At 35.5% G+C, this 12,938-nt stretch carries 9 protein-coding genes; all 9 read left to right on the top strand.

Annotation, left to right across the window (positions count from 1 at the left end):
- Positions 1-110: 110 nt before the first annotated feature.
- The 9 genes from NSQ70_RS18600 to NSQ70_RS18560 all read left to right on the top strand — a co-directional run bounded on the left by NSQ70_RS18600 (position 111) and on the right by NSQ70_RS18560 (position 12,915).
- On the top strand, positions 111-281 hold the full coding sequence (locus NSQ70_RS18600; RefSeq protein ID WP_008360116.1) for a CxxH/CxxC protein: 171 nt from the start codon (positions 111-113) through the stop codon (positions 279-281).
- 80 nt (positions 282-361) lie between these two features.
- A complete protein-coding gene (gene rlmH, locus NSQ70_RS18595; RefSeq protein ID WP_017359968.1) occupies positions 362-841 on the top strand; it encodes a 23S rRNA (pseudouridine(1915)-N(3))-methyltransferase RlmH in 480 nt (159 codons plus the stop codon).
- A gap of 665 nt (positions 842-1,506) precedes the next feature.
- Positions 1,507-3,276, top strand: a complete 1,770-nt coding sequence (locus NSQ70_RS18590) for a DUF262 domain-containing HNH endonuclease family protein (protein WP_342502353.1) — start codon at positions 1,507-1,509, stop codon at positions 3,274-3,276.
- Between the two features lie 598 nt (positions 3,277-3,874).
- Positions 3,875-5,758, top strand: coding sequence for a nuclease-related domain-containing DEAD/DEAH box helicase (locus tag NSQ70_RS18585; protein WP_144668273.1), 1,884 nt, complete (start codon positions 3,875-3,877; stop codon positions 5,756-5,758).
- A 138-nt stretch (positions 5,759-5,896) separates the two neighbouring features.
- Positions 5,897-7,726, top strand: a complete 1,830-nt coding sequence (locus NSQ70_RS18580) for a hypothetical protein (RefSeq protein WP_047947091.1) — start codon at positions 5,897-5,899, stop codon at positions 7,724-7,726.
- A 59-nt stretch (positions 7,727-7,785) separates the two neighbouring features.
- Positions 7,786-8,652: an MBL fold metallo-hydrolase gene (locus NSQ70_RS18575; RefSeq protein WP_047947092.1), complete on the top strand. Its 867-nt coding sequence runs from the start codon at positions 7,786-7,788 to the stop codon at positions 8,650-8,652.
- Between the two features lie 106 nt (positions 8,653-8,758).
- Entirely contained in the window at positions 8,759-10,873 is a 2,115-nt protein-coding gene (locus tag NSQ70_RS18570) for an MMPL family transporter (RefSeq protein WP_342502352.1), read from the top strand.
- Positions 10,874-11,545, top strand: a complete 672-nt coding sequence (locus NSQ70_RS18565) for a response regulator transcription factor (RefSeq protein WP_039164830.1) — start codon at positions 10,874-10,876, stop codon at positions 11,543-11,545. It begins immediately after the preceding gene.
- Entirely contained in the window at positions 11,542-12,915 is a 1,374-nt protein-coding gene (locus tag NSQ70_RS18560; protein ID WP_342502351.1) for an ATP-binding protein, read from the top strand. Before NSQ70_RS18565 ends, NSQ70_RS18560 begins: the two co-directional genes overlap by 4 nt.
- Positions 12,916-12,938 lie beyond the last annotated feature (23 nt).

Raw genomic sequence — 12,938 nt, 5'->3', positions numbered from 1 at the left:
GGTGTGGAAAATGGTAAAAGACTATTAACATGTGAATAAATCGGTTATATTGAACAATGAGCGAAACACATGTGAATAACCAAACAACATATTGGAGGAATTAGAAACTTATGAACAAATCACTTTATGCTTGTGCAGAACATATAGAAACCGTACTAGACATGTACATAGATGATCACGAAACACCGCCAGAATTCAGAAAAATCGAACATACACACAGCTTATCCACAACCTGTGAATTGTGCGATGAACCTGCAATATATATAGTGGGGAACGAATGATCGGACACAAAATACACAAATTTTATCCACAATTGTTGATAACTTATATGAATAACTTGTTCTTAAGGTGGGGATGACCTGTGAATATATCAATTATCACAGTAGGAAAACTAAAAGAGAAATATTTAAAGCAAGGCATAGCCGAATACACAAAACGATTACAGGCATACGCAAAAATCGAGATCATTGAGCTCGCAGACGAAAAAGCACCCGAGAATCTCAGCGAGCAAGACATGAAAATCATCAAAGACAAAGAAGGCGAACGCATCCTAAGCAAAATCAACCCAGACGCCCACGTCATCGCCCTCGCCATCGAAGGAAAAATGAAAACTTCCGAAGAATTAGCCGATACAATAGATAAGCTGGCAACATACGGAAAAAGTAAGGTGTGTTTTGTTATAGGGGGATCACTTGGATTAAGCGATGCTGTGATGCAGCGGGCGAATGAGAAGCTGTCGTTTTCGAGGATGACGTTCCCGCATCAGTTGATGAGGCTGGTGTTGGTGGAGCAGATTTATCGGGCGTTTCGGATTGTGCGGGGGGAGCCTTATCATAAGTAGATGAGGTTTTTTTAATCATTCCTACCATAATTAATAGTATCTTGATGTAAAAGGTTCAGCTTAATGTTCTATAAAAGATGTCTTTGCTAGACATTGTAAACTTAAATCTTATGAGTATCTGATAATGATACATTAAACTTTCCATTCGCTGTCTTCTCTGTTTTATCTTTTGTTGATGCATCATAGGAAAATCATTGAATTTTTCAATAACCAATATTTTTTCTTTTTAAAATCGCTAGGTTTATTCTTACTGTTAATTTTTTATGTCTAATTCCATAACTTATTTAAACAATAGTGAGTAGAAGAATATGAATGATAATGAACCTATTTTGTGAAATCGCGTAGAGACTAACAATTTCTGTTAAAATATTATTCGATTGAATGAAGTTTTATTGAAATTAGGTAATGGAAAATTAAATAATAGGAGACACAACTTGAAAAAATAAAATATTAAATAGATATGGATATCGCACTTGAACAAGCATTAAAAATATCTGGTGTAAAGATAGAAAGAGAAAGCTTTCTGACCAATACCTTTTCAGAACTTGTATCTCCAGCACATTATCCATATTGATTTACAAGATAGCATACTAGTAAAAAATTAATAATTCTAATTATTAATCGGTAGTATAAAGTAAATGTATTAAAAGAAAGGAGAATAAATAATGGCTACATCTATAGAAGTAAATAAACAGAGTGTAAAGCAACTATTAGAAACAGGAAAAGTAAATAAATTTATTATTCCTGAATATCAACGTCCGTATGCATGGACTGACGAACAGATTCAAACGCTTTTTGAAGACTTAACAGAGTATACAGAAAATGATAATGGAAGCACTTATTTTCTAGGAACGATTGTTTCTTATGAAAATGATAGTGGTGAACAAGAAATTATAGACGGTCAGCAGCGAATCACGTCTTTATTCTTATTGTTACGAGCGCTTTACTTCAAACTTAATTCAATGAAAGAAACAAAGGAAGTAGCAAACTTTAAAGCACAAATAGAATCAGCATTGTGGGAACAAGATGAATTAACAGCTGAGGTTAACTTTGAAAAAGCTCTAATTGAATCTAGAGTTATAAGTGATGAGGGAAACAAAATTTTTGGTCAGATTCTTGTTAACGGGACTACTAAAGAAACTGCAAAAGATAACTATTCACTTAACTATAAATTATTTACAGAGTTAATTGAGAATTATGCTTCAAATGAACCGGAGTTATTTTTTTGGTTTATTAGGAATGTTTTAAACAAGGCAATCTTATTACCAATCACAGCTGATTCCCAAGATACAGCTTTAACGATCTTTTCAACTCTTAACGATAGAGGACTAGCTTTATCCGATGCTGATATTTTTAAAGCGAAAATCTATAATAATTTAAGTGTTGATATTAGAGCTGTTTTCATTGAGCAATGGCAACAACTTGATGATGAAGCGAAAGATGCTGGTGAAAGCATTCAAAAACTATTCTATTATTATATGTTCTATTTAAGAGCCTTAGAAAATGATCGAAATACTACAACTCCAGGTCTAAGAAAGTATTATTCAAGAAATAATTTTGAACAGTTATATAAAACTGATATTATTACAAACTTAAATTCAATGCTGAATTTATGGAGGGTGGTTAACAATCGTGTGGAAATAGAAGATGAGAATTGGTCTAAAAATATCGAGATTAAACAAATACTTGATGGGTTATCTTCGTATCCAAATGAATTTTGGAAGTATCCAGTAGTTATTTATTATCTTAATTATTATAATTTACCAAATTTCGAAAACCTTTTTTTACGGTTTCTTAAAAATTTACTTGCTGTTTTGGCAGCGCGTTACATAGTTACGCCAACTATTAATGTAGTCAAGCGAGGGATTTTAAATCTAAACTCTGAAATTATTAATTCGCCTACACCTATATTTAATTTTAATAAGTTGGATGAACAAGAGCTAAAAATTAAGATTAAAACTGCGCATCGTAATACTGTTCGAATGATTTTAAAGATACTAGCTTATCAAAAGCAGGAGGAACTCCTTCCTGATAAATGGGAAATCGAGCATATACTACCTAGAAAATGGCAATCCAGTTATTTTCCAAATAATTCTGAGGAAGAGATAAAAGAACTTGTGGAGCATTTGGGAAATAAAATACCTTTTGAAAAAAAGCTTAATATCATTGCAAGTAATGGATATTTTAAAAAGAAACAAGACAGCTACAATAAGTCTAAAGTTCAAATCTTATTAAATTTATCTAGCGAACATAAAGGCTGGGGAATGAATGAAATTCGAGAAAGAGACATACGAATTTCTGACGAGCTATTAAATGTATTTAATGATTGGGGATTAAATCAACCCGATTTTCTAAGTAAAAGTGAAGAACAACCAACCCCAACCCCTGAAGATTTAAGAGCAATAAGGGAATTAAAAAGAAAAGGTCTAATTTAAAATTTATTTTTTAGAAGCTATGAATTTGAGTGACTTGTGTTAATTTCATAGCTTTAAATATACTTAAAACCGCACTTAGATACGTCACGGATTTAAAAAAATCAAATTAAATGAACAGTTAATAGAAAATAATTTTAAAAACTCTTAAAGGAGAACAAGATAATTAAATCATTTATTATTACTTTTATTATATTACCTTCAATATTAGGAGCTGCATTGGCATTCACTGTAGAAATACTACCCCTAATATGGAGTATCATTACACAAAAAGGGACAAGCTTGGCATTTAAAGATTTAGTAATTACATTTGTTTTAGGCTATGTAATGTATCTGGTGTATATTGTATATAAAGCGATCATTCACAAATTCAATAAAAATAAAAGTCACTAAAAATATATACAGATACAAAGCGAAATTTTAACAAAAAAGCTCTTAAATTATTAATTTAAGAGCTTTTTTGAGTTTTTAGCTATCTTTCTAACGAACATCACGATCACCATTCTTTAAATAATCCTATATAATGTAATAATTTACATTCAAACAATCCAGATTATTCCGATATATGGGTTATAAGGATAATAGAGGGGTGTTAGTATAAATGGCAATTACATTACCAGAAACTATTAAAAGTACTGCTACTGCAGGAGAGCGAATTTTATTTCGAACATTAAAGGAATATCTACCCGAGGATTATATTGTTCATTATGAGCCTAATATCAATGGGTTTAGACCAGACTTTGTGATAATCGGTCCAGATCTAGGAGTATTAGTTTTGGAAGTAAAAGATTACACCAAAAATACAATAAGAGAGCTAAACGATAATACCTGGGGCATTTTAAATTCTTCTGGTGATTTACATAGAGTGAAGAGTCCCCTAGTTCAATCAAGAGAGTATGCTTTTAAAATAAAAGATATGCTTGAGAAAGACATTGATTTAATCAATACAGAAGGGAAATATCAGTTTAAATTAAAGTTTCCTTATGGTTATGGTGTCGTCTTCACTCGGCTTCATGAAGAACAACTTTTAAAAAATAAAGTATATGAGGTTATTGATCCACATTTTATTTTATCGCGTGATCAGATTGATCCGGATAATGACCATTTTGATCCTGAGATCTTAATAGAAAAATTGTTTGATATGTTTCATGTGCCTTTCAAGTTAAATACGCCACTATCATCTGACGAATTAGAAAGGATTCGTTATCATCTATACAAAGAAATACGCGTTGGAGCAGATGTTGAACCAGTCCCATACCAAGAAAAACTGTTATTATCTTTTCGAAACATCAAAACGATGGATCTGCATCAAGAAAACTTGGCTAAACAGATTGGTGATAAACATCGGCTAATTAGAGGAGTAGCAGGAAGTGGTAAAACCTTAATCTTAGCGACTCGAGCAAAAATGTTAGCTGAACAACATCCGAATTGGAAGATATTAATACTCTGTTACAATGTAGCTTTGAAACAAAATATTAAACAAATGATTCATTCTAAATTTACAGAACCAGATGATTTTCTGACATCCGATCATAGAAAAACACCAAATTTAAATAATATACAAATATTAAATTTTCATCACTGGATTAAAAAAGATCATGGTATTTCAGAACTTGAAATAGATGATTACATTGAAAAAATAGAAAATGATGCTTTAACTCCTGTAAAGTATGATGCCATTTTAATTGATGAAGGGCAGGACTTTGAAGGGAGCTGGCTGCATCTCATCAGCTTATGCTTAGATCAAGAGACGCAATCTTTACTTTTAGTAGAAGATAGAGCGCAAGATATCTATCGGAAAAGTAGAAGCTATGTGAAAGATACGGGGCTTGATTTTAGAGGTAGATCTAGAATCTTAAATATAAATTATCGTAATACGTCACAAATTGTGGATTTTGGATGGAAATTTTACGATAGCCATAGAGCTTTAGATCTTAAATTAAAACAAGAACAGACAGAGACAATCGAAATCATCCCTCCAAAAAAGACGAAACGTAAAGGGCCAGAAGTAGAACTTTTAAGATGTAATACCTTTAAAGAAGAAATAGAAGAGATTACTAAACAAATAGTGGATCAACATAATGAAAAGAACATACCTTACTCTGAAATGGCTATTTTATATCGTATAAAGGGATATAATAACCATTATATATCAGCGATTCAATCTGAATTTCAAACAAAGAATATTCCTTACAATTGGATAACTGAAAATGGTGCAACCAAACATAAGTTCAATCCAGAGGAAGAGACAGTCAAAATTTGTTCTCTCGATAGTAGTAAAGGTCTTGACTTCCACTCAGTTTTTATTGTGAAAGCTGATCTGATGCCATTAAAGTATGAAGAGGATCAAGAAAAAGAAGTGTCTTTAATGTATATAGGAATGACTCGTGCTAAAGAGTACCTATCAATATCTTATTCAGGTGTTTCTTCGTTTACTCAGTATTTTGAGGATGCAAAGCAAAAAGAGCCGACATTTAATCAATAATTTTAAATAGTAAAAGGTACGGGAATTATTCATTTCTCATACCTTTTTTCATGTAAGAAGAAAAGAAGACTCTTCTTAATAAATATCGTATTATATATAATGACATATCCAATCTACAATTACTCAAAGGAGACTTTCATGGGTTTCAAAGCTGACTTTAAACATGAAATACGTAACGTAATAAAAGATGTAGAAAAAGAAATAAATAAAACATGGAAAATTGAATATAAAGGGCATTCTATAGAAATTACAAACCAAATAAAAGAAGAGCAACTAATCATTGATGGTGTGACAGTTGATAAAAAACAACGAAAAAGTTTATTGACTCATATGATCCCTTATTCAAAATTGTCAGGGATATTGGAGCTTCAAGATGGTACAAAACACAAAGTGTCCGTTAAACTTGGTGGGTATGTACGATTTCGTTGTATTGTGAAAGTAGATCATGAAACGGTTTTAGATGAATCAATGAAGATAGACCTTCTACCATGGGATCATAAAGAGAGAATTGTTCCCTTTATTCAACAACAAATTCAATCACATCATAAAATAGTAGACGACCGTTTACCCGATGAAGATTATTTATTTGACGAAAATGAACCACGATTGGCTCCCGGTTTATCTGATTATTATGTAGATGAACGACCTGCCCCTTTTTATGTGAAGAAACTATTGAAGCTTTTTGAAATACAACTGAATCATCCTACAAACGAAACTAGAAAAAAAACATATGAAAAAATCATTTCTAACAATATGGCGAGTCGCAACAGTGAGTTAATCGAACGATTTCAGCAAACACAATGGGATGAATCCGGTGTACAGCAAGAAGCGTTATGGCTTCTTGAACATGCGGCACATCGGGAGGTCGTCAAATTTGCAGTTATGATACTGGGATGTACGAACTGTGAAAAATACAAAGAGCTCTTATTCACAATAGGTATGCATGAAGAATTTACTTCTTATGTCGTGATTGCATTGAAGAATGGCACAATTCAAGGAAACGAACATGTTTGGCGTCTTGCAAAGTCCGTCGATGGATGGGGGAAGATTTCGGCTGTTGAGCAATTGGAAGCATCGACGCCAGAAATAAAACGATGGCTACTAACAAAGGGCTGCGAAAATACAATCATGAATGAATACTCAGCTTATACTTGCGCTCTTAATGGTGATTTAGAAACCGCTTTATCAGAAGATGAAATTTCCAAAGAATTATACGATGGAGCGAGTCTCATCATTCAAGCATTATTAGAAGATGAGGTTTCTATCTACGGAATCGATGAGTATTCATATGCAAGCTCAGTTCTCTGCCGATTTATTCACCATGCTCATAAGCACTGCCAAACAATTGAGGACTTTTATCCAATATTGAAAATAAATGAGTTTTTAAATGATGAACAAGAGATTTGGGAAGACCGATTGAATGCTTCATGGAAACAGGACGATTATAAGGCTATCCAGGAAGCTGTTCAACCGTTTATCAATGACAGTAGATGGCCAAAGCTTGCAACCGATTCGTTACAACAGGGTTTTAGCTCCCAAGCACTTGAAATCGCTCTCTTTTATCGTTTAGATGTGATTGAGCATCTATTTGCTTTACTTGAGAAAGATCCGACAAATAGTGAAATATACTTTGCTGTGATGGACACAAATCATCACCAGCATATTAGAGAGCTTTGTACATTTGCAGAAACACATTTATCGTTATCAAACCTCTCAGATGATGAAGTGGCTTGTCTACAATATATTGTGCAAGATTTATATGAACACGACGGTGTAGGATTACCATTGATTCAAGCTGCACTTAGATCAAATGATGGAAATTTACAGTATCATGCTTTAAGTGTATTAAAAGAATGGTCTCCTTCGTATTCGCAGCAAGCGGCCACAAGAGAATTGATTGAACATATTGCCGTGAAGACAAAGGATAAAGAAGATCGAAAGTTAGCCAAATACTTATTAAAGAAATAGGATTCGGTTTACCTTCGCACTACGAAAATAAAATCTGAATATTAGAAAGCAGGCACACCATGCACACAATCAAAAAAATAGGCAACACCTTCTCCTACATCACACCAGTATCACTCACCGACCGCCCTATCCTAGGCATGGTCGTAGGCAATAACAAAACATTAATGATCGATGCTGGTAACTCGGAAGATCATGCGAACTATTTTATCCAAAAGACCTTAAAACAAGAGAACGCTACACCTGATCTGGTAGTCCTCACGCATTGGCATTGGGATCATATTTTTGGTCTGCCGGCGTTGTCTCGTGCGATTTCAATTGCTTCTGCAAAAACCAGAAAGGAAATGGAGAAGCTTCTTCCGTTTTCTTGGTCAGATGAGGCGATTGATGAGCGGGTGAGGGAAGGAACGGAGATTGATTTTTGCGCGAAGGCCATCAAAGAAGAATATAAGAATCATCGAGAGATTCAGGTGGTTTTACCGGATGTCACATTTGACCGTCGGATGGAGATTGATCTTGGCGGGGTCACTTGTGTTGTGCAGCATGTTGGGGGCGATCATGCTGCTGATTCAGTGATCGTGTATGTGAAAGAAGAGAAAATCCTGTTTCTTGGTGATTGCATTTATCCGAAAATGTATGCAGAAAAAGTACATTATACGGTAAAAGAAATTTTGCGTCTTCTAGATGAGTTAGATGCTTTTGATGCGGAGACATATATTCCATCGCACCAAAGACCGTGGACAAAAGAGGAGTTTCGTCAGGAAACAGACAAGCTTCGAATGATGGCGAAATACACTGATCTTTATGGGGGAGATCAGGAGAAAATCAAGAGTGAATATCAAACACATGTGAACAGAGAACTAAAAGAAAATGAGTTAGAGACGATCGCATATTTTGTAAATGGTTATGAAGGATTAGCAGAGGGATAAACCTCTGCTTTTTTTATTTTCATGGCTCGTCCTTTTCCCTGAGTTTATATCAAGTTTATATACAGGCGATATACTCGAACCGGTGAGAAAAGGAGGAGAACGATTAATGAAAGTATTCAGATCATTTATTGATAAAATGTCTACAAAAAAAGGAGCTTGGCTGACTGTTATCATTTGGCTTGTTTTCATGATCGGGTTGAGTGCTGGGCCTAAACTGGGCGATTATAAAGTGAGTAATTTTCAATCTTTACCTAGTGATGCTCAGTCCATCGTGACACAAAAGAAGTTAGATCAGTATTTCCCAAATGATAAAGGGACTCCGGGATTATATGTGTTCCATAACCCTAATGGAAAGCTGGCTATTCAAGATGTAAAAACGATCATTCAAGGAATCAAAGAGGCAAAGATTGAGGGGATTGAAGATATTGTCGATGTGTCCGCATTGCCTCCTCAAGCGTTATCCGCTTTTTTATCAGAAGATGAAACGACCATGATTGTGCCAATGAATTTGAAAGCGGGATTAGGCAATGCTGATTATGCAAAGATTAATGATGAGACAACGGATGTCGGTACAAACATAGCGAAAGGGCTAGATGCTGATTTTTATATTACGGGTCCAGCAGGTATAGCGGGGGATACGGTGAAGCTGTTTGAATCTGCCGACTTGAAACTGCTATTAGCTACTGTTGCAATCATTTTGGTTTTATTGATCGTCATTTACCGTTCGCCGTTATTAGCGATCATTCCATTGTTCGCAACGGTCATTGTCTATCAAGTGGTGAATCAAGTTGTGGCTTTACTTGGTGTGGGTGGACTTGAAATCAATAACTCAACCACCTCGATTATGAGCATTTTGTTATTTGCTGCTGTGATTGATTATTCATTGTTTGTTTTCTCACGTTATCGTGAGGAGTTACAACATCATGAAAATCAATTTGAAGCGATGAAAGTAGCGATGCGTTCAACAGCCAAACCGGTCTTATTTGCTGGCGGTACAGTATTTGCGGCGATGATCATTTTATTTGTGGCGGATTTCCGTGATTATCAAAACTTTGCGCCAATCTTTGGTGCTGCGATGGTGGTCATTATGATGGCTTCTGTCACACTGATTCCAGCCTTGTTTGCATTATTTGGCCGCAAAGCATTTTGGCCGAAAGTGCCGACATATGGTGAAGCAAAAGAAGCAAAACATGGCATTTGGGGACCTCTTGCCAAATTCGTGGTTCGAAAACCAGGATTAATTGGTGGTGCGGTCTTACTATTTTTACTTGTGACAGGTGCGAATATTTTCAATTTACATTATGAATTTAACTCGGTGAAAAATTTCCCGAAGGATTTACCTTCTCGTGTCGCATTTGAAATCGTCGAGGAAAAATTTAATAAAGGTGATCTAGCCCAAACAACAGTACTTGTGACTGGTCAAAAGCTAACTCAGGAACATTTACAAGAAATCTCCGCCCAATTCTCAGAAAATGAAGAGATAGGATCGGCTCGTCCTTCGGGGGTAACCAAAGATGGAGAGCACGGCAAAATGACGATATCATTAAAAGTGAATCCATACAGTATAGAGGCCATTGAATTTTTAGGAGATTTCCGTACAGATCAAGCCACCTATCGATTATCAGATGGTCAAAAGGTTCAGTTATCTTTTGCTGGCACAACAGCTAAATTAGTGGATGAGCAACAAGTGAATCAATCCGATATTAAAAAGATCGTATTACTGGAAACATTACTCATTCTGATCTTGTTACTCGTTTTGACACGCTCCATGAAAATGTCGATTTATATGATGGCGACGATTTTAATCTCATTTGTGTCTGCATTAGGCTTAGGTATTTTCTTAGTCGATGTGTTATTTGGATATGATGCGATTTCAACTCGCGCCCCTGTGTATGCCTTTATCTTTCTCGTGGCATTAGGAATTGATTATAACATCATCCTTGTGAGCCGTTTCTTAGAAGAACGCCAAACGTTACACGTCAAAGCTGCATTAGAAGTAGCGATACGAAATACAGGCGGGGTGATTTCTTCAGCGGGGATCATTCTTGCTGCAACATTTGCCGCATTAATGACCATGCCGATTACGGATTTATTTATCTTTGGATTTATTGTCGCTATTGGGATTATCATCGATACATTTTTCGTGCGAGGAATGTTGCTGCCGTCACTCATATTATTCTTTGAAAAAGACAAAGCTAAGGAAATAAAGGAGGAAGGATAATTGCATGTATTGGTTGTGGATGATGATGAAGCCATTTTGCAATTAGTGTCCATCCATTTAGAGCAGGCGGGGTACCAAGTGACAAAAGCAAGCAATGCTGAGGCAGCGCTTGCTTTTTTGCAACAACAGTCATTTGATCTCATGATTATTGATGTGATGATGCCTGGGATGGATGGCTTTCAGCTGGCGAACATTGTGACGAAACAATATGAACTGCCTGTCATTATGCTGACAGCGAAAGGGCAGATTGAAGATAAGCAACAAGGATTTGAACAAGGGATTGATGATTATATCGTCAAACCATTTGAAACGAAAGAACTGCTATTTCGTGTAAATGCGATTTTACGACGATATCGTAAATCTATAGAAGCTATAACGACTGCGGGAAATGTTCAAATTGATACGAACCGTTGGGAATTAACGATTGCGAATCAGCAATATATCTGGCCCATGCGGGAATTAGAAATTCTGTATTATCTGCTGCAGCGGGCAAACCGTAATGTAAGCCGCTGGGATTTAATTGATGACATTTGGGGGGATACGTTAGATCAACCCGAATTCACATTAAACACGCATATTAACCGCATACGAGAACGTTTAAAAAGGGCGGAAGCGACGATTGAAATTGTCACAATACGTGGTTTCGGCTATCAACTTGAGGTAAAAGAATGAAACTACAACAACGTTTTATGCTATATACGTGTTTGATTGTTTTGATTAGTATCTTCATTGGATTTATTTGTGCTAACTTGATTTACAATCATGTTGTCAAAGAGCAAATGAATGATCGATATTTAGCCATTGCCGAGCAGTTATCTAAACAAATCAAAGAACATGAAATTACCTTGCGGGCATCTTCTGATTTCTTGCAAACCATGAGCGATCTAGGGTACCAAATCGCTTTGGTTAAAGAAGATGGGGAGATGAAGATGTTTGGCGAACCATTTAAAACGAAAAAATGGAATGACCAAATGCACGCCTTATTTGAAGGCGGTAAAGCGTACAACGGGATCAAATCCTTTAAAAATTCATACTTAATCATGAGTCATTTCGCAAATGATATAAAAAATACGGTGGGGACAAAAATAGAAATTGACGGGGAAGAATGGGGCTTATTTTTACGCCCGAATAATATCAGTTTCTTTACAGAGTTTGATTTGATTATTTTTGGATTTATCTTCGCCGTTTTTGTGAGCAGTATCATTGGCATTTTATTCATGTCTCGAAAGGTAACCCAATCTCTTTCAGAATTGACTAGTGCGACGCAAGAGATGGCAAACCATAATTTTCAGTATCCATTAATGATCAATCGAAAAGATGAAATTGGTCAGCTTGCTGATCGTTTTCGGATGATGCAGCGGAAATTAGAGAATACCGATCAAGCAAGGAAGAAATTTGTGAATAACGTCTCGCACGATTTTCAGTCACCACTATTAAATATACGAGGGTATTCTGAATTACTAAATGAGGAGATTTCATCAAGCGAAGGGAAAAAATACAACCACATTATTCAAACAGAAGCAAAGCGATTATCTAACTTAACGAAACAACTTCTCATTTTAACCTCTATTGATCAAGGGACATATCCAACGAATAAACAAATCGTCAGAGTAGATGAGCAGCTTCATCAAGTGGTCCATTCGATGCTATGGCGGATAGAAGAGAAAGGTCTAGAAATTAAGTTGGATCTACAGCCTGTTTCGGTATATGCGGATCGAACTTTGCTGATCAATGTATGGGAGAATTTAATTGGCAATGCCATTAAGTACAACAAAGAGTTTGGGGAAATCAGTATTCATTGTAATGAAAATGAATCGGAAGCGGTTGTGACGATTAGAGATACGGGGATTGGCATAGAACAACACACATTAGAAAAAATATTTGAACGCTTTTACCGGGTAGATCAGGCACGAAATAAAGAGGGAATGGGTCTTGGATTATCCATTGTGCAAGAAGTACTGTCATATCACAATGCTTCTATTGAAGTAGAAAGCAATGAAAAAGAAGGAACGACCTTTACGACGGTTTTTCCAAAGAAATAGTATTTGAGAAAAGTCTCGTTTGC

The sequence above is a fragment of the Bacillus sp. FSL R5-0397 genome, assembly GCF_038593395.1.
GTDB classification, from domain to species: domain Bacteria; phylum Bacillota; class Bacilli; order Bacillales; family Bacillaceae; genus Bacillus; species Bacillus altitudinis.
Note: the sequence above shows the minus strand (reverse complement) of the source record. Positions and strands in the feature narration are given on the sequence as shown.